The 23,936-nt window shown below is 66.0% G+C and carries 18 protein-coding genes; 14 read left to right on the forward strand and 4 right to left on the reverse strand.

Features of this window, described 5'->3' with window-relative positions:
• Positions 1-43 precede the first annotated feature (43 nt).
• The 5 genes from VGJ96_10280 (at position 44) to hypD (ending at position 6,892) form a co-directional block, all read left to right on the forward strand.
• The gene (locus VGJ96_10280; GenBank protein ID HEY3287489.1) at positions 44-1,411 is read left to right on the forward strand and encodes a sigma-54 dependent transcriptional regulator; all 1,368 of its coding nucleotides are present in this window, start codon (positions 44-46) and stop codon (positions 1,409-1,411) included.
• The gene (locus tag VGJ96_10285) at positions 1,401-2,738 is read left to right on the forward strand and encodes an ATP-binding protein (protein HEY3287490.1); all 1,338 of its coding nucleotides are present in this window, start codon (positions 1,401-1,403) and stop codon (positions 2,736-2,738) included. The genes VGJ96_10280 and VGJ96_10285 overlap by 11 nt, the downstream gene beginning before the upstream one ends.
• 94 nt (positions 2,739-2,832) lie before the next feature.
• Complete coding sequence (locus VGJ96_10290) at positions 2,833-3,630, forward strand: GntR family transcriptional regulator (protein ID HEY3287491.1); 798 nt, start codon at positions 2,833-2,835, stop codon at positions 3,628-3,630.
• Positions 3,627-4,508, forward strand: coding sequence for a glycyl-radical enzyme activating protein (locus VGJ96_10295; GenBank protein ID HEY3287492.1), 882 nt, complete (start codon positions 3,627-3,629; stop codon positions 4,506-4,508). The genes VGJ96_10290 and VGJ96_10295 overlap by 4 nt, the downstream gene beginning before the upstream one ends.
• Positions 4,505-6,892, forward strand: a complete 2,388-nt coding sequence (gene hypD / locus VGJ96_10300; GenBank protein HEY3287493.1) for a trans-4-hydroxy-L-proline dehydratase — start codon at positions 4,505-4,507, stop codon at positions 6,890-6,892. The genes VGJ96_10295 and hypD overlap by 4 nt, the downstream gene beginning before the upstream one ends.
• Positions 6,893-6,953: 61 nt before the next feature.
• Here the strand turns inward: hypD and VGJ96_10305 are convergent, their stop codons facing one another.
• Entirely contained in the window at positions 6,954-9,047 is a 2,094-nt protein-coding gene (locus VGJ96_10305) for a CocE/NonD family hydrolase (protein HEY3287494.1), read from the reverse strand.
• A gap of 145 nt (positions 9,048-9,192) precedes the next feature.
• Here VGJ96_10305 and VGJ96_10310 point away from each other — a divergent pair, with 145 nt between their 5' ends.
• The 9 genes from VGJ96_10310 to VGJ96_10350 all read left to right on the forward strand — a co-directional run bounded on the left by VGJ96_10310 (position 9,193) and on the right by VGJ96_10350 (position 19,984).
• Positions 9,193-9,903 carry a creatininase family protein gene (locus tag VGJ96_10310; protein HEY3287495.1) on the forward strand — a complete coding sequence of 237 codons (711 nt, stop codon included), beginning with the start codon at positions 9,193-9,195 and terminating at the stop codon, positions 9,901-9,903.
• 11 nt (positions 9,904-9,914) lie between these two features.
• Positions 9,915-10,931: a 2-dehydropantoate 2-reductase gene (locus tag VGJ96_10315; GenBank protein HEY3287496.1), complete on the forward strand. Its 1,017-nt coding sequence runs from the start codon at positions 9,915-9,917 to the stop codon at positions 10,929-10,931.
• A 7-nt stretch (positions 10,932-10,938) separates the two neighbouring features.
• On the forward strand, positions 10,939-11,706 hold the full coding sequence (locus VGJ96_10320; protein HEY3287497.1) for an SDR family NAD(P)-dependent oxidoreductase: 768 nt from the start codon (positions 10,939-10,941) through the stop codon (positions 11,704-11,706).
• Positions 11,706-13,082: a dipeptidase gene (locus VGJ96_10325; protein ID HEY3287498.1), complete on the forward strand. Its 1,377-nt coding sequence runs from the start codon at positions 11,706-11,708 to the stop codon at positions 13,080-13,082. The genes VGJ96_10320 and VGJ96_10325 overlap by 1 nt, the downstream gene beginning before the upstream one ends.
• Positions 13,082-14,527 (forward strand): APC family permease, encoded by a 1,446-nt coding sequence (locus VGJ96_10330; GenBank protein HEY3287499.1) that lies wholly within the window; start codon positions 13,082-13,084, stop codon positions 14,525-14,527. Before VGJ96_10325 ends, VGJ96_10330 begins: the two co-directional genes overlap by 1 nt.
• Positions 14,528-14,686: 159 nt before the next feature.
• Positions 14,687-14,929, forward strand: coding sequence for an acyl carrier protein (gene acpP / locus VGJ96_10335; GenBank protein ID HEY3287500.1), 243 nt, complete (start codon positions 14,687-14,689; stop codon positions 14,927-14,929).
• Between the two features lie 30 nt (positions 14,930-14,959).
• A complete protein-coding gene (locus VGJ96_10340; GenBank protein ID HEY3287501.1) occupies positions 14,960-17,101 on the forward strand; it encodes an acetate--CoA ligase family protein in 2,142 nt (713 codons plus the stop codon).
• An 84-nt stretch (positions 17,102-17,185) separates the two neighbouring features.
• Positions 17,186-17,992, forward strand: a complete 807-nt coding sequence (gene nagB, locus VGJ96_10345; protein ID HEY3287502.1) for a glucosamine-6-phosphate deaminase — start codon at positions 17,186-17,188, stop codon at positions 17,990-17,992.
• A 15-nt stretch (positions 17,993-18,007) separates the two neighbouring features.
• Complete coding sequence (locus VGJ96_10350) at positions 18,008-19,984, forward strand: DUF4954 family protein (GenBank protein ID HEY3287503.1); 1,977 nt, start codon at positions 18,008-18,010, stop codon at positions 19,982-19,984.
• A 38-nt stretch (positions 19,985-20,022) separates the two neighbouring features.
• Here the strand turns inward: VGJ96_10350 and VGJ96_10355 are convergent, their stop codons facing one another.
• The 3 genes from VGJ96_10355 to VGJ96_10365 all read right to left on the reverse strand — a co-directional run bounded on the left by VGJ96_10355 (position 20,023) and on the right by VGJ96_10365 (position 23,935).
• Positions 20,023-20,439: a hypothetical protein gene (locus tag VGJ96_10355; GenBank protein HEY3287504.1), complete on the reverse strand. Its 417-nt coding sequence runs from the start codon at positions 20,437-20,439 to the stop codon at positions 20,023-20,025.
• Between the two features lie 82 nt (positions 20,440-20,521).
• Positions 20,522-21,469, reverse strand: coding sequence for an NAD-dependent epimerase/dehydratase family protein (locus tag VGJ96_10360; GenBank protein ID HEY3287505.1), 948 nt, complete (start codon positions 21,467-21,469; stop codon positions 20,522-20,524).
• Positions 21,470-21,610: 141 nt separating this feature from the next.
• Positions 21,611-23,935, reverse strand: a complete 2,325-nt coding sequence (locus VGJ96_10365; GenBank protein ID HEY3287506.1) for an MtrB/PioB family outer membrane beta-barrel protein — start codon at positions 23,933-23,935, stop codon at positions 21,611-21,613.
• Position 23,936: the final 1 nt, after the last annotated feature.

The following is a 23,936-nucleotide window of genomic DNA, read 5'->3' on the forward strand; positions in this document are numbered from 1 at the left end:
AACTGCGACTCCGCCCCTGCCTGCCGCTGGAGTGCCTGATGCCATGACTGCGTCGCCCGCACCGCGCATCCTCGTTGCCGACGATCAGGGCGATGTCATCGAGGCGCTCCGCATCCTGCTCAGGGGCGCCGGATATGACGTTGAGGCCGTCGCATCGCCGCGTGCGGTGCTGGCCGCGCTTGATGCGCGCGACTTCGACGCGCTGTTGCTCGACATGAACTACACGCGCGACACGACCGGCGGGCAGGAAGGACTCGACCTCATTGCCCGCGTCCGTGCCGCCGATTCCACCGTCCCCATCGTCGTGATGACTGCGTGGGGAAGCGTCGGTGGCGCGGTGGAAGCCATCCGTCGCGGCGCGCGCGACTACGTGGAAAAGCCGTGGGATAACACGCGCCTGCTCGCCATCGTCGCGTCGCAGGTGGAGTTGGGGCGCGCGCTGCGGCAGACGCAGCGGCTTGAAGGGGAGAATCGCGCGCTGCGCCGCGACGGACTTCCCTTGCTCATCGCCGAATCGGCGGCAATGCAACCCGTGCTCCGGCTGATGGAGCGCGTCGCCCCATCCGATGCCAACGCCCTCATCCTCGGCGAGCACGGCACCGGCAAGGAGCTCGTGGCACAATGGATTCATGCGGCGTCGCCGCGCAGCGCCCGTGGGCTTATCGCCGTCAACGTGGGCGGGCTGCCCGACGGTGTGTTCGAGGCCGAGCTCTTCGGGCATGTGAAGGGCGCGTTCACGGACGCGAAGACCGACCGTATGGGACGATTCGAACTGGCCGATGGCGGCACCATCCTGCTCGACGAGATCGCCAACACCTCACCCCAGCAGCAGGCCAAGCTGCTGCGCGTGCTGGAAACGCGGTCGTTCGAGCGCATCGGCTCGTCCCGGACGCGCCAGCTTGATGTGCGGGTGCTCGCCGCGACGAACGCCGACGTGGCGCAGGAGGTGGCCGCCGGCCGGTTTCGTGAAGACCTGCTCTTCCGCCTCAATACCATAGAGATACGCTTGCCGCCGCTGCGCGAGCGCGTCGAGGACATTCCCCTCCTAGCGGCCCACTTCCTCGCGCGACACGCACAGCGATATCAGGCCACCGTGCGCCGGTTTGATGGCAGCGCGATGGATGCGCTCCTCGCCCATCGGTGGCCGGGGAATGTCCGGGAACTCGACCACGCCGTCGAGCGCGCCGTGCTGCTGGCCGATGGCGACGCGGTCTGCGCCGCCGACCTGGGCCTGCACGCCAATGCGGGCGACGCGGAAGCGCCGCTCGAGGATCTCACGCTGCAGGAAGTCGAACGTGCGCTCATCGAGAAGGCGCTCGCGCGCAATGCCGGCAACGTGGCGGGCGCCGCGCGTCTCCTCGGCCTCAGTCGCTCGGCGATGTATCGGCGCATGGAGCGATATGGCCTCTGAGGCGCGCGCGGCGCGGCCCTGGCGGTACGAATCGCGCCTGTTGGCCTACGCACTGCTCGCGGGCTTGCCAGCCGTGCTGGCCACGTTGCTCCTGCTGTTCACCGGTGACCACGCGGTGCGTACGGTCTGGACCGTCGCCGGCGCCGTGGTCCTCTGGTGGCTGCTGGTGAGCATCGCGTTGCGCGACGCGTCCATTCATCCCGTCAACACCGTGGCCAACCTGCTCGCCGCACTGCGCGAGGGCGATTTCTCGGTGCGTGGGCGTGGCGCGAACCCCGACGATGCCCTCGGACTCGCGCTGTATGAGGTGAATGCGCTGCGTGACACGTTGCGCGAACAGCGGCTCGGCGCCATCGAGGCCAGTGCGCTGCTGCGTTGCGCGATGGAGGAGATTGACGTCGCCCTCTTCGCCTTCGACGACGAAGAAGTTCTCGTGCTCGCCAACCGCGCGGGCGAACAACTGCTGCGCGCGCCCAGCGAACGGCTGATCGGTCAGGGAGCGGGCGAGCTCGGCCTTGCAGATTTCCTGCGTGAAGACCTCGGCCCGGGAATGGGCATGGGCATCCCTGGGGTGGAGGGGCGATGGGTGGCGCGGCGGAGCACCTTCCGTCAGCGCGGGCATCCCATGCAGTTGCTCGTGCTGACCGAGGTCGGTCGGGTGCTGCGCGAGGAGGAGCGCCAGGCGTGGCAACGCATCGTGCGCGTGATCGGGCACGAGATCAACAACTCGCTGGCTCCCATCAGCTCCATCGCCGCCAGCCTTGCCGAGTTGTCGCGTCGCGACGAGCGCCCCGTTGACTGGGACCAGGACTTGCGTCGCGGTCTCGACGTGATCGCCGGACGGAGTGAGGCGCTCACACGCTTCATGGCCGCATATGCAAGGCTTGCCCGATTGCCGGCGCCCCGGCGGACGAACGTCGACGTGCCCGAGTTGGTGCGTCGCGTGGCGGCCCTGGAGACGCGCGCGTCAGTGAAGGTCGTCGGCCGCGACGGCGTGCACGCGCTGCTCGACGTCGATCAGATCGAGCAGGCGCTCATCAACCTGGTGGCGAATGCAGTGGATGCGACGCGCGAAATGGGTGGCGACGTGGCCGTGTGCTGGGAGGAAGGGTTGAGCCGGATCACCATACGCGTGGTGGATGACGGCTCCGGTGTGCCGCAGTCGGCCAACCTCTTCGTGCCGTTCTTCACGACCAAGCCAAGTGGCTCAGGTATCGGGTTGGCACTCTGCCGGCAGATCGCCGAAGGGCACGGCGGATCATTGGTGCTACGCAACCGCGTCGGGACGCGAGGTGCGGAGGCGGTGCTGGTATTGCCGAAAGGGTAGCGGCGCAGAAATGGGCTTATGATGTAACGTGTTGATAATTCACGGCTTATATGGTATAGACGGCACGAATATCAACTGATATATTAGTTGATATATGGCGCGTCCCAAGAAACCCGCGCGCCGGAAGACCATCCGTAGAACCCAGCCCCCCCGGCTGACCGAACCGGCGCCCCCGCACCTCGAACTCGTCCCCCGCTCGCTCAGAGAGCTGGTCTACGACGTCCTGCGCGCCGAAATGGCGAGCGGCGGCCTTCAACCCGGCGCCTTTCTCGATCTCAACGCCCTCGCGCGTCGGCTCGGCGTCAGTCGCACGCCGCTCCGCGAAGCCCTGCTCAACCTCGAAAGCCAGGGCTTCGTCACCGTCCTCCCCCGCCGCGGCTTTCGCCTCAACGATCTCACGCTCGACGATATCCGTCATTTCTATGAGATCATCGGCGCCCTCGAGGCTGCGGCCCTTCGCGCGGTCGGCTTCGCACTCGGCCCGGCCGACTTTGCGCGCATGCGCGTGCTCGACGCCGAGATGGCCACCGCCGTCGCCGCGCGCGACTTCGATCGTTACTACGGCGCCAACCTCGCCTTCCACGACGTCTACCTCAGCCGCAGCGACAACGCTCGTCTCGTCGCGCAGGTGCACCTCCTCAAACGCCGCCTCTACGATTGGCCGCGGCGCCAGACGATGATGCAGGCGTGGGAGGAGCACTCCGTCGTCGAGCACGAGGAGTTCCTCGCGCTCCTCGAGCGCGGCCATGTCGAGGCCGCCGCCGATCATCTGCAGCACGTGCACTGGTCGTTCACCGTGCAGGAGAAGTACATCCACGCGTACTACTTCGCCGCGCGCACCGGCCACGCGACGGCACCGGACGATGCGGGCGCGGGTGACGGCGCCGAATGACCGCCACCGGCCTCGTCTTCAACATCCAGCGCTTCTCGGTCCATGATGGTCCGGGCGTGCGCACCACGGTGTTCATGAAGGGATGCCCGCTTTCCTGTTCGTGGTGCCATAACCCGGAAAGTCAGGAAGTCTCGCCGAGCTTCGTGCGGCTCCGGCACCGCTGCATGCAATGCGGCCGATGCACCGACGAGGAACTTGCCAACCCCGTCGTCGTCGGAAAGGAGATCTGCGACGTCGAGGCCTGCCCCACTGGAGCGCTGCAGCACGTCGGCGAACGCACGGATGCCGCGACACTCGTGGGCACCCTGCTGCGCGACCGCATCTTCTTCGATGAGTCCGGCGGCGGCGTGACCATCTCCGGCGGGGAGCCCCTCGTGCAGGCCCCGTTCGTCACGGACGTCTTGCGCCGCCTGCGCGCCGAGGGCGTGCACACCGCGCTCGATACGTGCGGCTTCGGTCCGTGGGAACATCTGCGCGATGCCGCGGCACACGCCGACCTCGTGCTGTACGACCTCAAGCTGATGGACGCGGCGCGTCACGAAGCCGCCACCGGCGTCTCGAATGTGCGCATTCTCGACAATCTCCGGACGCTCGCCGCAATGCGTGCGAACATCTGGATCCGCATACCCATCATTCCCGCCGTCAACGATGATGACGCGAACCTCGGCGACACGGCGGACTTCCTGCGGGCGATCCCGGGCATTCGCAACATCAGCCTGCTTCCCTACCACCCGACAGGCGAAGCGAAGTTCGCCCGCCTTGGCAAGCACTACGCCCTGCACGGCACGGCCACGCCGGCGCCGGATCAGCTCGCCGCCATCGTCGCCCGCTTCGAGCAGCGCGGCCTGATGGCGACCATCGGAGGACAAGCCGCATGACCGCCCACAGCCTCAGCACCGCCACGTCCGCGCGCACCGAGCGCCTGCGCCGCGAGAGCCTCGACGCCGTTCCGTCGCTCAGTGGCGAACGCGCCGCCCTCATCACCGCGTTCTACAAGGCCAACCTTGGTCGCTTCTCCGTGCCCGTGCTTCGGGCACGCAGTTTCTACGAGCTCTGCGACAAGAAGACCCTCTGGATGGGCGACGGGGAACTCATCGTCGGCGAACGTGGACCGGAGCCCAAGGCGGTCCCCACCTATCCGGAGCTGACCTGCCACAGCGCGGATGACCTGCGCATCCTCGATTCGCGCCCCAAGACCTCGTACAAGGTGGACGCGTCGGTCGTCGAGCTGTACGAGCGCGAGATCATCCCCTACTGGCACGGCCGTTCAGTGCGTGATGAGATGTTCGCGCAGTTGCCGCCGGAATGGCACGACGCCTACGCGGCCGGCTGCTTCACGGAGTTCATGGAGCAGCGCGCTCCCGGTCATACCGTTGCCGACGGGAAGCTCTATCGGAAGGGGATGCTCGACTTCAAGGTCGAGATCGCGCAGGCCATTGACGCACTCAATTTCGAACGCGACCCCGAGGCGCTCGACAGGCGCGAGCAGCTCCGCGCGATGTCCATCGCCTGCGATGCCGTCATGCGGTTTGCCGAGCGTCACGCCGATCTCGCCGCCGTCGAGGCGCTCACCACATCGGATGACGCGCGCCGCCTGGAGCTGCTCAAGATCGCCCAGGCCTGCCGGCACGTCCCGGCGCATGCCCCGCGCGATTTCCACGAGGCGCTCCAGTACTACTGGTTCTGCCACCTTGCCGTCATCACCGAGCTTAACGGCTGGGATGCCTTCTCCCCCGGGCATCTCGACCAGCATCTCGGCCCGTTCTACGAGGCGGGACTCGCCGACGGCTTGCTCACGCCCGAATCGGCGCGCGAGCTGCTCGAGTGCTTCTTCATCAAGTTCAATAACCATACCGCGCCGCCCAAGGTGGGCGTGACGGCCGCCGAGAGCGGCACATACACCGACTTCGCGAACATCAATCTCGCCGGCCTCACGCGCGATGGAGCCGATGGGGCCAACGCGGTGACCCACCTCCTGCTCGACGTCATCGACGATTTCCACCTGCTGCAGCCCAGCAGCAACATGCAGGTCTCGCGCAAGACGCCTGATGCCGTGCTCAAGCACGCCCTGCGCGTCATCCGCAACGGCTATGGCTTTCCCTCGCTCTTCAATGCCGACGCGGTGGTGGAAGAGCAGCTCCGGCAGGGCAAGACGCTCGAGGATGCGCGCGAGGGCGGCTGCTCGGGGTGCGTCGAAGTCGGCGCCTTCGGCAAGGAAGCGTACATCCTCACCGGCTACTTCAACCTGATGAAGATGCTGGAGCTCGCCCTGCACGACGGCTTCGACGTGCGGACAGGCAAGTACGTCGGCGCGCGCACCGGCGATCCCGCATCGTTCGCGACCTGCGATGAACTGTTTGCCGCCTTCGAGGCACAGGTGCGGCACGTGCTCGACATCAAGATCCGCGGCAACCAGCTCATCGAGCGGCTCTACGCCACGCGGATGCCGCACACTTTCCTGTCGGTCATCACCGACGATTGCATCGCGAGGGGCAAGGATTACAACGCGGGTGGCGCCCGCTACAACAACACCTTCATCCAGGCGGTCGGCATCGGCAGCATCACCGACTCGCTCGCGGCGCTCAAGGAGCTCGTCTACGACCGCGGTGACCTCCCGCTCGCGCGCTTCGTCGGCATTCTCGATGCCGACTTCGACGGCGAGGCCGTGCTGCGCCAGCGCCTGCTCAACAAGACCCACAAGTACGGCAACGACGACGAATACGCCGACGCCCTGATGACGCGTACCTTCCAGATGCTCTTCGGGGCCATCGACGGCCGCCCCAACACCAAGGGCGGCGCCTATCGCCTGGAGATGCTTCCCACCACCTGCCATGTCTATTTCGGCGAGGTCTGCCTGGCGTCACCAGACGGCCGCCTGAAGGGACTGCCGGTCTCCGAGGGCATCTCTCCAGTGCAGGGTGCAGACAGGACGGGCCCGACCGCCGTGCTGAAGTCGGCGGCGAAGATGGATCACGTGAAGACCGGCGGCACGCTGCTCAACATGAAGTTCGCGCCGTCCCTCCTCGCGGGCGACAACGGCATCGACAACCTGCACAGCCTGGTCCGTTCGTACTTCAAGCTCGACGGGCATCACCTGCAGTTCAACGTCGTCACGGCCGACCTGCTGCGCGAAGCCAAGGCCAACCCCGCGGCGCATCGCGATCTCATCGTCCGCGTGGCGGGCTACAGCGATTACTTCTGCGACCTTTCCGAAGCGCTGCAGGACGAGATCATCCGGCGTACCGAGCACACGGACTTCTAGTCCGTGAGCGACGAAGGCCCCGGTGAAGCCACCGGGGCCTTCGTCGCTCCATGGAGCCCAGCTACCGCGGAATCACCGGCAGCCGCACCAGTGACGGATGCGCGGCGTCGTGGACGATCGTCTGGCGCGCGCTGACGAAAGTGCGCTCGCGCTCGTTATCGCCGCCGGTATTGAGGTTCCGGTCGTACTTCGGAAACGCCGCCGAGGCCACGGCCACGCGCAGTCGGTGGCCGGCGGGAATCACGATCCCGGTGTACCAGAGGTCGATGTCGTAGCGGTACACGGTCCCGGGCACGGGCAGCTTCGGCCGGTCGAACCCTTCGCGGAATCGCGCGCGCGCCACGCCATCCTGAATGCGCATCACCCGCCCATCCGGATGGACGTCAAGGAGCATCACGTTCCAGTCGGTGTCCTTGGCATCCGTCGCCGCGTACAGCGTGGCCGTCATCGGCCCCGTGATCTCCACCGCCTTCGCCAGCGGCGCCGTCGTGAACGTCAGCAGGTCCCGCCGCTCCGCATGGATGCGCGCGTAGTCTTCGTTCAGGCTGAGCTCGAGTTCGCGCGCATCGATGAGGTACGGCGTCGGCCGGCCCGGATCGTAGGTGAACGTATCCACCGGTTCGGCCCTGGGCGCGATCGTGTCGAGCGTGCCATCGCCGCCCCCGCCGTTGGCCTTGCCGCCGGAGTGCAGGTAGAAGTTCGTCCACGCGGTCCGGGCCAGCGGGAACTCCGCTTCCTTGCGCCAGCCGTTGTCTCCCATGATGAAGAGGTCCACCGGCGGCTCGCGGTCCACGCCGTTGTCGCGTCCCTTGAGATAATGGTCGAACCACCGGAGCTGCAGCATGCGCGAGTCGATGCGCGCCTGCGGGCCGAAGCTCCCGTTGACGTAATCGATCCCCTTGTGCGCGCCGGCGTCCATGAAGAGCCGCTGGAACGGTTTCCGCGACAGGGAATCCATGCCGAGCCAGTTGCGGATCGGGCCGCGTGAATCGTCCCACCACCCGCCGATGTGCAGCACCGGCACGCGCACGCGATTTAGTCGCGCTTCGATACTTAATCGGCGCCAGTAGCGGTCCAGTTGCTGGTGGTCGAACCAGTCGTTCCAGTACGGCGGACGCCCGCACCCCGCCTTGGGCGCGCTTTCGATCACCGGAAGCGTCCGAAACGCGCCCTCGACATCGAGGTTGCTCATGTCCGAGTTCGTCTCGCGCACCTGCGTCAGGCAGAGCCACGGGATGATCGTGGGCGAGAACACCATGTCGATGTACGGCACGATGCGCAGCGGATCGGCCGTGGACACCGCCGGCGCGATGGCCGTGAGATGCGGCGGCTGGGCGATGGCGGCATACCAGGCGTAGAGTCCCGGATTCGACCGTCCAATCATTCCCACCTGGCCGTTCGCCTTGGGCAGCCGGGCCGCCCACTCCACGGCGTCGTAGCCGTCCTGTTCCTGCCGGTCGTTGGGATCGAGCACCCCTGCCGAACCGCCCCGGCCGCGCACGTCCTGCTTTACATAGATGTAGCCGCGCGAGGCCCAGAACACCGCCGCCGCACTGTCGATGCGCAGGTACGGTGTGCGCTCCATGACGACCCCGAACGGTCCGTTCCCGACCGGCAGTCCGACAAAGTTCATCAGCACGGTGCCATCGCGCGCCTTCATTGGCATGGCCGGATCGATGCGCACGGCGAAAGTCGAGTCCGAGACATCGCCCGGCCAGAGCCGGTAGAACGGCTCGAACTCCGGCGGCGACGAGCGTCGCACGAACCAGATGCGCTGCGTCGCATCTTTTCCGCGATAGTACTGCCCGGCAATGGTGTCCCCGCCGATGCGGGCACGAATCGACGTCCCCGGCGCGAGGTCAATGAGGACGGAATCGCCCTGTACGACGATGCCGTGGATGCCCTCCATCGGCTGCCCGCTGCGCCGCTTGAGCCAGGCCCCGGCCGTGTCCGCCCCTTCAAAGTGCGCGAATCCCATCCGCCGCAGGGCATCAAACCCGCCGCTCGGCTTGGCGCCCAGCATCCGGTAGTAGTCCCAGTCTCCACGCAGGCCCGCGGCGCGATCCCCGCATCCCGCGAGCATCACCAGGAACATCGTCGCGCCGATCATCGCGGCGTGAGGAACGTGTCGCAGCCTCGGGGGCATTGGTCGCATGGAATCCTCCGTTCGGGAGAGTCTGCATGCGGAGCGCATCCGCGGCAACTCGTCACGCCGCGCCGCGTGCACGTGGCGTCATGCGTAGCCCACGCGCATACTATCTCGCACCACGCTTCTTCTTCCCCCGCGAACGGATGGCCTCGTGCGCATCAGCGACATGAACTGGATGCAGGTGGAGGAGTACCTGACGCGCGATGACCGCGCCGTCCTTCCCCTCGGATCCACGGAACAGCATTCATACCTGCGGCTCACGGTGGACGCCATTCTTCCGGAGCGCGTTGCCGCCGAGGCCGCCGAACCGCTTGGCATTCCGGTCTTCCCGGCCCTCCCCTACGGCGTCACGCCGTACTTTCGGGAATTCCCGGGCACCATCTCGCTGCGGGTCGAGACGCACCTGCGCGTCGTGGGCGACATTCTCGATTCGATGGCGCACAGCGGGTTCCGGCGCATCCTCATCGTCAACGGTCACGGTGGCAACGGCGCCGTGCAGCAGTTCGCGCAGGAATGGGCAGCCGGTCATCCGGGATGCCGGGTGATCTTCCACAATTGGTGGAATGCACCGGCTACCTGGGCCAAGGTGCAGGCCATTGATCCCGTTGCCTCGCACGGTTCGTGGATGGAGAACTTTCCGTGGACGCGCATTCCTGCCGTCACGATGCCAACCACGCAGCGACTGATGGTGGACATGGCACGCCTTCGTCTCCTCGATCCGCTCGCCTTGCGTCAGTACCTCGGCGATGGCAACTACGGCGGCTTCTACCAGCGCTCCGACGACGAACTGCTCGCCCTCTGGCAGGTGGCCGTTGAGGAAACACGTGCCCTCCTCACCGGCGCGTGGGGCGAACCCTCCTAGGGAACTTCGATATGCGATGCCTGATCTGGGGCGCGGGGGCCATCGGCGGCACCCTTGGCGCCTTCCTCGCCCGGAAAGGGCACGACGTCACGTTGGTGGACGCGGTCGCCGAGCACGTGCATGCCATCAACGCGCACGGATTGCGCATCACCGGGCCGATTGACGCATTCACCCAGGCGGTCCCGGCCTTCACGCCGGACACGGTGCAGGGTGAGTGGGAGACCATCATTCTCGCCACCAAGGCGCATCATACGGAGGGCGCCGCAACAGCGCTGCGGCCGCACCTTGGCGAAAACGGATGCGTGGTCTCCGCGCAAAATGGACTCAACGAACTCACCATTGCCGGGATCGTCGGTGCGCCGCGTACGGTGGGCGCGTTCGTGAACTTTGGTGCGGATTACCTGGAACCCGGCGTCGTGCACTACGGCGGCCGGGCCGCGAACGTGCTTGGCGAAATCGACGGCCGCATCACCCCGCGCATCCATGCCATTCACCAGGCGTGGCTCGATTTCGAGGAGCGCGCGATCGTCACGACGAACATCTTCGGCTACTTGTGGGGCAAGCAGGCGTACGGCGCCATGCTCTTCGCCACTGCGCTGACGAACGAGTCAATCGCCGATGCCCTCGCACTCCCGGCGTACCGTCCGCTCTACATCGCGCTGGCACGCGAGATCCTGGCCGTCGCCGCCGCGCGGAGCGTGACGCCTGAGGGCTTCGATGGCTTCTCCCCCGCGGCGTACCTTCCCGCTGCGCCGCCGGGCGCCGCCGCGCAATCGCTCGATGGATTGGTCGCCCACAATCGCACCTCGGCAAAGACGCACAGCGGCATCTGGCGCGACCTTGCGGTGCGCAAGCGCCGCACCGAGGTGGATGCCCAGTTGGGCATCGTGGTCACCCTCGGCGCGGAAGCCGGCGTGCCGACGCCCATCACCGCACGCCTGGTATCGCTCATTCACGACATCGAGAATGGCGTCCGCGAGCAGTCGCTCGACACGCTCGACGCGCTCAACGACGCCGAACCGAACTGAGGCAACAATGCATCCTGATTTCAGCGGCAAGACCGCCATCGTCACCGGCGCCGCGCACGGTTTCGGGCGAGCCATCAGCCTCGCCCTCGCCGCTCGCGGCGCTCACGTCTGGGGGTGTGACCTGCTCGCCGATGAGTTGCGCGAGACACAGCGCCTCTGCGTCGCGGCCGGTGGAGCCTGCGACGTGCGCCCGCTGGACGTGCGCGACAAGCCCGCGGTCGATGCATTCGTCGCCGAGGCGGCCCGAACGTCTGGCGCCGTGCACATCCTCGTCAACAACGCGGGCGGAGTTATCGGGCAGGTGGGACGGCCGCTCGAAGAAATCACGCCCGGAGAGTGGAGCGTCATCTTCGACGTCAACGTCACGGCGGCGTTCTACTTCGCGCAGGCGGTGGCTCCCGGCATGAAAGCGGCGCGCCGCGGCCGCATCATCAACATCTCGAGCGGCGCGGGCCTCGGCATCAGCCTGACCGGCATCCAGGCCTACGCGTCCGCGAAGGCGGCGCAGATCGGCCTGACACGCCAGTTGGCGCACGAACTAGGTCCGTGGGGCATCACGGTCAACAACGTTGCGCCCGGATTCGTGCGCTGCAATCCGTCGACGGAACGGCAGTGGGAGTCATACGGCCCCGAAGGCCAGCGCGCGATCATCGAGCGCATCGCGCTCAAGCGGCTCGGCACTCCCGAGGACATCGCCTACGGGGTGCTCTGCTTCGCCGCCGATGAGGCGGGTTGGATCACGGGTCAGGTGCTGTCGGTGGACGGAGGCCGGTAATGTCCATGGAGAAGGTTCTCGCGCACCTGCAGGCGAATCACCAGCGCATCTTTGACGAACTGGTGGCATTTGCCTCGATTCCGAGTGTCAGCACCGACCCGGCACATGCGGCCGATATGACCGCTGCTGCGGAGTGGGTCAAACGGACGCTGTCCGCCGCCGGACCAATCACCGTGCGCGTCATGCCGACGCCGCGGAATCCGGTCATCTATGGCGAATGGCTCGGCGCGCCCGGCAAGCCGACCGTGCTCGTCTATGGCCACTACGACGTCCAGCCTCCCGACCCGCTTGAGAAATGGACGACGCCGCCGTTCACGCCGACGTTGCGCGATGGCAAGCTCTTTGCACGCGGAGTCTCCGATGACAAGGGGCCGATGCTGATCCCCATCAAGGTTGCGGAGGCGTTCTTCGCGGCGGGAGCGCCGCCCCTCAACCTGAAGTTCCTCTTCGAGGGGGAAGAAGAGATCGGCAGTCCCAGTCTTGAGCCGTTCATCGCCGCGAACCTCGGCCTGCTGAAGGCCGATCTTGTCCTCTCGGCCGACGGCGCCATGTGGCGTCCCACGGAGCCTTCGCTCACCGTGGCCAGCCGCGGGCTCGCCGGGCTCAACTTCACGCTCACCGCGGCAACTAAGGATCTGCACTCCGGACGGCACGGCGGAAGCGTCGCCAATCCGCTGCACGCCATGGCTCAGCTCGTCGCATCGCTGCATCACCCCGACGGCCGCATTGCCGTGGACGGCTTCTATGATGCGGTGCGTGCGTTGAGCGCCGCCGAACGCGCCGCCATCGCGGCCATTCCGTTTGATGACGCCGAGTATCTCGCGCAGGTCGGTGCGCCGCTGGGGTATGGCGAACCGGGATACACGCTCCTTGAGCGGCAGTGGACGCGGCCAACCCTGGAAGTGAACGGCATGTGGGGCGGCTACGAGGGTCCCGGCCAGAAGACGGTCATTCCCTGCGAGGCGCACGCCAAGATCACCTGCCGGCTGGTGCCAGATCAGGACCCTGATGCGATTGTGGCGTGCTTGATTCGCCACCTTCAGTCGCGCGTGCCGCCCGGTACGCGGCTCCTCGTGACGCCCGGCGATCACGGCACGCCCGCTGCACACATTGCGACGGACCATCCTGCGCTGAAGGCCGCGGCCTCTGCGCTGCACGCCGTCTACGGTTCGACGCCGCTGATCGTGCGCATGGGTGCCACGGTGCCGATCATGGAGCTGTTCAAGCGGCTCATGGGCATCGATACCGTGTACTTCTCGTTCTCGACGTCCGACGAGGACTATCACGCCCCCAACGAATTCTTCCGCGTGCGCCGGCTGCACGAGGGGCTCGAGGCGTGGGCACGATGCTGGGACCTTCTCGCCCGGGAGACCTGATGACGCAGCACGACCACGACGGGCACCACCCGGCCTCGGCGGCGGAGCTGGCCGTCGCCGAGGCGCGTGTCGAGGAAAAGAGCGCGACGCTGAAAAAGGAACTGGGCGTCGTGGACCTCGCGCTCACGCAGATCCTTTTCGTGGTCGGCCTCACCTGGATCGGGGTCGCTGGCAAGCTCGGGTCTTCCCACCTCGTCTTCTGGGTCCTCGCGCTGGCGTTCTTCTATCTGCCGTCAGCGGCCGTGGTGCTCTACTTGAACCGCCTGATGCCGCTCGAGGGTGGGCTGTATCAGTGGGCCAAGCTCGGGTTCAGCCAGACGGTCGGCTTCATGCTCGCGTGGAACCTCTGGCTCTACGTGATCGTGTTCACGTCGGAAGTCGGCCTGCAGGTCGCCACCTATCTGTCGTATGCCCTCGGGCCCAGGGCCGCGTGGATGACCGAGAACGGCTGGTTCGTGGCGGGAGCATCCTTCGTGATCCTCACCTTGATGGTCATTGCCTCCACCATCGGCCTGTCGTTCAGCAAGTGGGTGCACAACGTGGGCGGCGTGATGATGCTGGTCATCTTTGGTGCGCTCTTCATCCTGCCGTGGCTGGGCCTGGCGAGCGGTCACCTGAAGGAGTACCACCCGCTGCGCACCGCGGCGCCGGCACTGACGCTGCTCAACCTGAACATCCTGGCCAAGATGGGATTTGGCGCCTTCAGCGGCTTTGAGTACATGGCGATTCTAGCTGGTGAGACCCGGTCGCCGGCGCGTTCCGTCACCCGATCGGTGATCATCGCCGCCCCGATCATCGCCCTGATGTTTGTGCTTGGCACCGGCACGGTCGTGGCCTTCATCCCCGCCGATCAGATCGATCTCATCGGACCGCTGCCGCAGATCCTGCGCGTTGGCTTCGGACCGTTTGGTATTGCGGGACCGCTGGTCACCGTCGCCATCCTGATGTCGCTCGGCATGCGCATCGCGCAGGCCAGCGTGAGCTTCACCGCGGTCACGCGGTTGCCGATGGTGGCGGGGTGGGACCGCCTGCTCCCACCGTGGTTCAGCAAGCTGCACGACCGATATCGCACCCCCGTCAACTCCATCATCGTCGTCGGGGCCAGTTCCTTCGGCATCGCCCTGCTGAGCCTGATCGGCGTGGGGCAGGCCGAGGCGTTCCAGTTGCTGTTCAATGCCAGCGGCATGTTCTACGCGCTGGCGTACGTCGTGATGTTCGCCATTCCGCTCTTCGGCCTGCGAGGCATCACGCCCGCCGCGCCGTGGTGGCTGAAGCTGGCGGCGTGGTCCGGCCTCATCATGACGCTGGCTTACGTCTTCTTCGCGATGTTCCCGATCATTCAGGTGGAGAGTCCGCTCATCTTCGGCTTGAAGATCGCCGCGGTGGTGGCACTCATGAATCTCGTGGGATACGCCATCCTGCGCTCGGCGCGCGGGGCGCGCTGAGCCCTCGTCAGGTAAATCGACCGGTTTCGTCGGGTGAAGCGCGGTTGCCGACCCCTTCGATTCACCCCAGAATTGACAGGTCCGAATCGCGGGCTGATTCACTGTTCCTCCGTCGCACGTCCACCGTCGCCGGTTCACGCAACGGCATCGGAGAATGTCATGGATCGCACCGAACTCCAGCAGCGCGTCACCAGGGTCGTCGCGCGCGTTCTCGGCATCGACGCTGGCGAAGTGCTCCCCACGTCGAACTTTGTGTTCGACCTCGGGGCTGATTCCTTGAAGAGCGTCGAGCTCGTCGCCGGCTTCGAGGAGGAGTTCAGCATCGAGATGGATGAGGACAAGGCCCGCGAGGTCCAGACCGTTGACGGGGCCGTGGACTTCATCGCGCAGTATGTGACCTGAACAGCACGCGGCAGCCCTCTTGGAGGCGCCATGCCTGCATCTTCCGGCCCGGGCACCGACCGGCTCGGGCCGATCTTTTCTCCACGGTCCGTGGCAGTCGTCGGCGCGACACGCGTGCCCGGTACGGTGCCGTTCGACATCTTCAGCAACATCCTGAAGGACGACTTCCAGGGGACCATCTACCCGGTCAGCCCGAGTGCCAGGTCCATTGCGGGCGTCAAGGCGTACAAGTACGTCCTCGACATTCCGGACCCCGTCGATCTCGCGGTCATCGTTTTCCCCAGCAGCGTCGTGAAGCTGGCCCTCGAACAGTGCGGCCAGAAGGGCGTGAAGGGCCTCATCATCATCAGCGCCGGCTTCCGCGAGGTGGGCGGCGCCGGGGTCCAGCGGGAAGAGGAGATCGTGCAGATCGCCCGCAGGTACGGGATGCCTTTCATCGGCCCGAATTGCCTCGGCGTCATCAACACCGATCCCGACGTCCACCTCAATGCGTCGTTTGCGCGTCGCATGCCCGCCGAAGGGTCCATTGGCTTCCTCTCCCAGAGCGGCGCGCTGTGCACCGCGGTGCTCGATTACGCGCACGCGAAGAACATCGGCTTCTCCAAGTTCATTTCGTTTGGCAACAAGGCCGATATCAGCGACATCGACCTGATGCTGGCCCTCAAGGATGACCCGAAGACCAGGGTCATCCTGATGTACCTCGAGGAGATGACGCACGGCGCGGCGTTCGTCGACGCGGCGCGGCGCATCATCCACGAGGCCGGCAAGCCCGTGCTGGTCCTGAAGTCCGGCCGCACGCGGCAAGGCGCCTCGGCCGCCGCGTCGCACACCGGCTCCCTTGCCGCGAGCGACGAGATCGTGGACGCCGCGCTGAAGCAGGCCGGGGTCATCCGCTGCCAGACGATCGAGGAGATGTTCAACAACGCGATCGCGCTCACGTACCAGCCGCTCCCCAGGGGACGCCGCGTCGCCATCATCACGAATGCCGGCGGTCCCGGCGTGCTGACCACGGATGCGGCGGTGCACGAGGGGCTCGAACTCGCGACGTTCTCCGACCAGACCCGCGACATCTTCAAGCGCTCGCTCCCGGTCACGGCCAATATCAAGAATCCGGTCGATGTCATCGGCGACGCGCGCGCCGATCGCTATCGCGTCGCGATGGGAAGCGCTCTCGAGGATGACAACGTCGACGGCGCGCTGGTGATACTCACCCCGCAGTCGATGACGGACATTGACACCATCGCCGAGGAGGTGTGCAACGTCGCGTCCGCGCACGACAAGCCGACGTACACGTCATTCATGGGCGAGACGGATGTCGCATCCGGCATCGGCATTCTCCAACGGCGCAACATTCCGCATTACATCCTCCCCGAATCGATGTGCCGCGCCTTTGCGCGCGCGCATGACTTCAGCGTCGAGCAGCATCGCACGATTACCCCCGCCCGGCAGTTCACCGACATCGACCGCGATGCCGCGCACGCCGTGCTGGATGCTTACGTCACGTCGGGCCGTTCCTATCTGACGCCTGCCGATGCCATGCGGGTGCTCGAGGCATATCGGCTGCCGGTCCTGCGCAGCGGGATCGCCACGACCGCTGAGGACGCCGCACGCGTCGCGGCGCAGGTGGGGTTTCCGGTGGCGATGAAGGTGGAGTCGGCAGATGTCATTCATAAGTTCGATATCGGCGCGGTCGTGCTGGGCCTCGACAGTCCCGGCGCCGCGGCGTCGGCCCACGACGTCATCCTGGCCAAGGTCCGGGCGCATCAGCCGGACGCGCGCATCGACGGCGTCTTCATCCAGCAGATGGCGGGACCGGGCGAGGAAGTGATCCTCGGCGTCAAGCGCGACCCGGCCTTCGGCGCCGTCGTGATGTTCGGCCTGGGCGGCATCTTCGTCGAGATCTTCCGCGACGTCGCGTTCCGGATCGCGCCGATTCCCGTCGAGCACATTCGCGCCATGATGCACGAAGTGAAGGCCTTCCCAATGCTCGCCGGCGCTCGCGGACGTCCGCATCGCGACATCGCCGCACTCGAGGAATGCCTGCAGCGCCTGTCGCAGCTCGCCGTGGACTGCCCGCAGATTCAGGAACTCGACATCAACCCCCTCATCGTCCGCGATCAGGGCAGCGGCTGCGCCGTCGCCGACGCAAGGATTCTGGTCTCCCTCCCCTAACCCCGTCCCCATTGTAGTCTGTTGTCTTTCTGTTGTCTCTCTGTTGTCTCTCTGTTGTCTCTCTGTTTTCTCTCTGCTTTTACTATGCGCATCATCATTCACGACACTTACGAGGCGATGAGCAAGTGGACCGCTCACACCATCGCCACCAAGATCAACGCCTTCAATCCGGCCAAGGACCGTCCGTTCGTCCTCGGCCTGCCGACCGGCTCCTCACCCATCGGGACCTACCAGCACCTGGTCAGCCTGCACCGGCAGGGCAAGGTCTCGTTCAAGCACGTCGTCACGTTCAACATGGACGAATACGTCGGGCTGCCTGAGACGCACCCGGAGAGCTACCATCACTTCATGTGGCACCATCTCTTCAGCCACGTGGACATCCCCCAGGAGAATGTCAACATCCTGAACGGCAACGCCCGCGATCTGGAGGAAGAGTGCGACGACTACGAGGAGCGCATCCGGAAGATCGGCGGCATCCAGCTCTTTCTCGGCGGCATCGGGGCCGACGGCCACATCGCGTTCAATGAACCGGGTTCGTCGCTCTCCTCGCGCACGCGCATCAAGACGCTGACGCATGACACGCGCGTGGCCAATGCCCGATTCTTCGGCAACGATCCGAACAAGGTGCCCAAGACGGCGTTGACCGTGGGCGTCGGCACCGTGATGGACGCGCACGAGGTGATGATCCTGGTCAGCGGTCATGGCAAGGCGCGCGCGCTGCAGAAGGTGGTCGAGGAGGGCGTCAATCACATGTGGACCGTCTCCCAGTTGCAGCTGCATCGCCACGGCATGATCATCTGCGACGAGGAGTCCACCTATGAGCTGAAGGTGGGAACGGTGAAGTACTTCAAGGACATCGAAGGCGAAAACCTCAAGCTGCCGGTACTCTGACCTTCCGAATCACCCATGCCCTCCCCGACGCAGGCGCAGATCGAGCAACTGAAGACGCAGGGATGCAGTGCCACGGATTGGTCGAAGCTGTCGATCGACGCCGGCGCCGACCTGACGCGGATTCGCAACGCGCACTTTCACGGCGTCGTGGTGGTCGGCGTCAACCGGGGACATGCGACGGTGGACGGCGTTGAGCTGCCGTGCGGCATCTTCGACGCGACCGTGGCCGACTGCACCATCGGGGCCAACGTCCGCATCGCGCGCGTTGGCTCGGTCGTGGCCCGCTGCCAGATCGACGACGGCGCCGTCATCCAGGATGTGGCGTCACTCACGACGGACGCGAATTGCACCTTCGGCGCCGGCATGGGGATCGAGGCGGTCAACGAAGGAGGCGGACGAACGGTACGCCTCGTGCCGGGACTCACGGCGCAGTTCGCCTACCTGCAGGCATTCCGACTGCATTCGGAGGAATTGCGCCGCGCCCTGGGGCGGCTGGTCGACGCGGAGGTGGCGGCCGCGCGGAGTGATCGAGGGCTCGTTGGCGCCAACGCCCGCGTCTTGCACTGCGGACTGATCAGAAACGTCGCCATCGGCCCGCATGCGATGGTTCGCGGGGCGGCGTTGCTCGAGGACGGCACCATCTTGAGCTGCTCCGAGCATCCCACCGTGGTCGGCGAAGCCGTCCAGGCTCGGCACTTCGTCATTGCCGAGGGCGCCAGCGTCACCGGCGGCGCGTTGCTGGAAAAGGTCTTCGTCGGGCAGGCATGCCGGGTTGGCAAGCAGTTCTCGGCGGAGCACGCCCTGTTCTTCGCCAACTGTGAGCTCTTTCACGGCGAAGCGGTGTCGGTATTCGGTGGCCCGTATACTGTCACGCATCACAAGGGGACCCTGCTGATCGCCGCCGGGTTCTCGTTCTACAACGCAGGATCCGGAACCAACCAGAGCAACCATATGTACAAGCTCGGCCCCGTCCACCAGGGCGTGTTCGAGCGCGGCACCAAGACGGGCTCATTCGCCTATGTGCTGCACGAGACCCACATTGGCGCATTCAGCGTGGTCATCGGCAAGCACTATGCGAACATCAACACGCCCGACCTGCCATTCACGTATATCCATGAGGTGAACGGCCAGTCGGAGATGATTCCCGGCATGAACCTCGCCTCGGTCGGCACGGTGCGCGACGGCGAGAAGTGGCCCAAGCGGGATGGGCGCAAGGGGAAGGTCCGGCGTGACCTCATTTCGTTCGGGGTGTTCACGCCGTTCACCGTGGAGAAGATGCGTGCCGGGCGTTCCCTGCTCCGGCGGCTGCACGAGACCACGCCCAAGGAAAAGCTTTCGGTGCAGTACGGCGGCGTGGCGATCAAGCGCCTGCTGCTGCGGAAGGGGGCCAAGTACTATGCCCACGGTGTGACGCGATACCTGAACGGCCGCGTGCTCGATCGCATCGAACGGGCCGGGGCGAAGACGTGGCTGGAAGTGCAGCACGCCCTGCGGCATGTGTCCGCGCTGCGCCAGCCTCTCGCGTGGACCGACGTCGGGGGGCTGCTGATGCCCGTCGAGCGACTGCAGGCACTGGAGCAGGAAATCGTGTCGGGTGCGCTTGCGTCGCTGGATGCGGTGCAGCGGCGGTTCGCTGAGATCGCCGCGCTATCGGACGCCGACGAGTGGGAGTACGTCTGCGCCGCGTTCGCCGAGGATCAGGGATGCGCCCCGGAGGCGCTGACGCGAGAACAGGCGGAAACGATCCTCGCCGCCCACGATGAAGCGGCTGCGGCCCTGCACGCGATGGTGCTCGATGACTCCCGCAAGGAGTTCGGTGCCTTCGCCCGCATTGGCTTCGGGCTCGGGATGTCGGAGGAGGACCGAATGGCCGACTTCACCGCCGTTCGCGGCAGCGCCGACACCAACGCGGTCGTGCAGAAGCTGGTCAGCGAGCAGGCTGCCATGACCGAGCGCTCCGGGCGACTAAGCGCACTGCTGGCGACGTTCTGAATATCCGACGGGCGCCGGCTACCGCTGGCGCCCGTCGCTCATCCCTGCTCGCCCGCGTACGCCGGCGAATCGTCCCCCTCTGGACTCGGCGGCAGGAATCCCAGGTCCACGCACATGCCCTCCATTGCATCGGGAAGGAGGGCGGGAAAGAACAGGAACCCCTGCAGGAGGATCAGCGGACGTGCGCGGCGTCCCGTGCCGGCATAGCGGTACCGCGCCCAGAGTTCGTAGGCAAACACCACGAGTCCGCAGGCCGCCGCGATGACGCACCATGTCGTGGCGGCAATCCGCCACGGCAGGACGATGGCCATCCAGAGTCCGATGGCATACGACGTCGCCAGGCCAAGCGTCCGCATACCGCGCATCGCCCGATTCGAGACGATGAAGCACCCCAGGAACAGGGTGATGCCGAACAGCATCATGGCCCACATGATGTCGACGTACCAGATCGTCACGAGCGCTCCGGAGTGGGGTGCGAACAGCGGAGGGGGACAGCGCGCCCACAAGATGCGGTTCGACCGCCACCCGCGCCAGCGTTCAGGGCTGCAGTCGGCCGGGGTACATCGTGGCGACTGCCTCGCGTGCCGCCTCGAGCGCGCTGTAGCGCGGCGCGAAACCGAGCCGTCGGCACGCCTTCTCGATGCTCGCGTGCGGTGCGTGCAGGATGTGGTCCCGCGTGATCGCGGCGCTGCGAGCACTCACGGTCTCCTGCCAGGCCTCCCACGGCAAGAAGTCCAGCCGCGCGGTTTGCCCAAACCACCCCGCGGCCGCTTCCGCATAGGCGCGCATCGTCACCGGCTGCGCCGCCGCCACGTGAAAGGCCTCGCCAACGGCGGCGTCTGGCTGCGCCACAGCGCAGGCAAACGCCTGGGCCACGTCGTCCGCGTGCACGTGCTGCAGGGTCGCCAGGCCATCGTCGGGCAGCGTGACCATTTCCCCCGCCGCCAGCGCCGCGAAGACGCTTTCGTCGAGATGACCCGCCGGATTGATGGGCCACCAGCCGGGACCCGTGATGTGACCGGGGTGCAGGATCGTGGCCGGAAATCCACTCGCGGCGGCCTCGAGCAGCAGGCGCTCGATTGCCGCTTTCTGGATGCCATACTCGCCGAAGGGCTCGCGCAGCGCCGTCTCGTCATACGGTCGCGTGCGCGGATTGCCGTGCACCCACAGCGTCCCGCAATGCACGAAGAGTCCGACGCGGCCCCGCAGTGCGTCGATCAGCCGTGTGGCGGACGACGGGGTGAAGCAAAGCAGATCAACCACGACATCACCCCGTAGTGTGGCAATCGCCGTGCCGAACGATCCTTCACGCTCGGCGACGGTACGATCGAGGCGGCAATGCGCCACCGCCTGCCACTCCCCGGCGGGCTGATACGGCAGGCGCTCGCCGCGGGACACGGCCACGACGTCGTGTCCCGCGCAGACCAGTCGTGGCACGAGCCACGTCCCGATGTGTCCGGTCGCTCCGATGACGACAATGCGCACGCGGTGCTCGTTGATGGCTGACCACACAACAATACGAAGTCCCCCGGGTGTTGCCACCCGGGGGACCTCGTCGCTTCTCCCTCACCGCTCGCGAATCCCTGCTGTCAGGAGCATCAGGCGATTCGCCGCGGTCCAGCCGGCCTAGAACTTGAACGTCAGCTTGGCGTACACGAGGTTCGCCGTGTACTTGCCGTCATCGGGCTTCATCTTGAAGATGAGCGTCGTCGGCATCAGGCTGCTGTTCCAGTTGTACGGATCCTTGTAGTCGTACTTCTCGAACATGTACCCGGCCGAGATCGCCCAGTCCTTCGTCACCACGTAGTTGTACGAAGCGTTCAGCGTCGTGATTTCGGTGTCGTCCCAGTCGGTGAGGTCACCGGCGCCGCCCTGGCCGGCCGGAATCAGCGTCGTACGGCCCGGGTTGTAGAACGTGCCCGTTTCCAGCGCCGTGACGTCCATCAGGCCGTCCACTCTCTGGCTGGTCGCGGCGAACGAGAACGTCTGCCTCTCGGGCACGACCTGGAAGGTGAAGTTCGCACCGTAGGTATTGGTCTCGTCGGTGCCGGCGTAGTTCAGCAGGTTGTTGATCTTCAGCGGGTTGACCGGCGCCGTCGCCGAGTTGGTCGTCGACCACTGGTTCGTGCGTGCGTCCTTCTCGAACGTGTAGAACCCGCCGATCGTCAGGCGCGCATTGGCGACGTAGTTGAACTCACCCGTGTAACTGTCGTACTTGGTATCGAGCAGGCCGCTCGGCGTGTTCGGCGTGGCAACGGCACCGGCGATCGGCACGCCCGCTGACACCGCGATGCGGTTCGGGCGGTCGACGAAATCGACGTTGCGACGGAAATACGCGAAGCTCAGGTCGAACCCGTCCGCCGGCGTGAGTTCGATCTCGACGCCCGTCTTCGTGTTCTCGAAGGCGGCTTCGTCAAGCTGGAAGCCGTAGACGGTCTCGCCTTCGGCGGTACGCTTGCTGAAATCGTACGTGCCGCGGAAGCCCAGCCAGTCATTGTAGTGATACAGGGCCGTCACGCCCATGCCACTCTCCGTCCCCTTCTCGGCTTCGCGATGCGTCCGTTCCAGCTGGCCGCCGCGCACTTGCCCTTCAATCGTGAACGCCTGGTAGTCGTACGTCGCCGACGCCGAATAGCGCGAGCTCTTCGTGTCGTAGATGTTCGCCGTCGCATGGCCGAACGGATCGGCGGCCGTCGCGGTCACGGCCGTCCAGGCGCCGTTGCCCTGCGACGCATCACCCGTGATCACGTACTTGTCCGACTTGTCCTTCAGGTCGTTCACCCGATACTGCGCGCGCAGGGTCAGCCCTTCTGCCGGCCGGCTCGAAAACGCGAAGTTGTACATGGTCGTGTTGACCTTGCCGCCGTACGACGGCTGCTGCAGCGCCGCGCGGCTGGCCAGGTTCAGTCCGCTTGGGCTGCTGTTCATCGCCGCGGCCGTGTACGGGAAGAATGGCGCGTCCTGTGTAAGCATCGAGAGCGCGAGGCCGGCGCTGATGCGCGTCTGCTTCGCGAACTTGAACGTCACGCCGGCGCGGGCCGTGCTCGCCTCGTTGTCCGGCGCCATGACGACGCGGTCGCGGGACGGACCGCCCATCGCCGGAACCGTTGAACCCACCGCCGCCGTCTGAACCTGGTCGACCCCCTGCACGAGGTTGTCGATCAGCATCGATTGCGCGCGGTTGTCGTAGATGCTCAGGTTGTAGCCGGCATACGCGCTGCCGTGCTTGAACGTGTACGACGTCTTGATGCCGATGTCGTGCGTCATCTCATCCAGCGGCGTCGCTGCTTCCATCGCCGGTCCGAGTGCGCCGCGAATGTTCATGCTGGTCAGGCCACGATAGCCTTCCTTCAGCGTGTTCGTGTACGACAGCGTCACCGGCAGCGGCAGGTGGCTGCCCAGGTCGAGCTCGACGTTGCCCGTCTTGCGGACGCCCGTGATGTCCACGAGGCCGGCGGCCTGGAACGTCGGGGTGAAGAGCCCCTGATACCACGGAATCGTGCGGGTCGACGTCGGCATCATCGCGTTGATCGCGTTCGCCAGCGCCGTGCGTAGCGTCGACGGAGCCGTCCACACCCCGGGCGCCGACTCGGCGAGCGTCGCGTGGGCGTCAAAGCCCATGTTGTGCGGCACCTGGTTGTAGTCGAACTTGACGCCAAGGCCCATCGCCTTCAGCGAGCCGAAGTAGCGCTGGTTCTTCAGCGACACGTTCTGGCCCGTCAGGTTGAAGTCGACCTGCTTCGTGGTCGAGAAGAGGTTGAAGTTCGAGATCGAGGCGCCGTTCGGAATGTCCTTGTATTCCGTGAACTTGGACGACGTCACGTCTTCGACACCGGTCGTCTTGATCGTGATCGAGCCGCCGCTGGTGGGCGCATTCTGCGCCGACGCGGCCGATGCCACCATGAGAAGCCCCATGGCGACGAACGCTGGAATCTTCATTGCGCGTGTCATG

Source organism: Gemmatimonadaceae bacterium (genome assembly GCA_036504815.1).
In the GTDB taxonomy this organism is placed as follows: domain Bacteria; phylum Gemmatimonadota; class Gemmatimonadetes; order Gemmatimonadales; family Gemmatimonadaceae; genus PNKL01.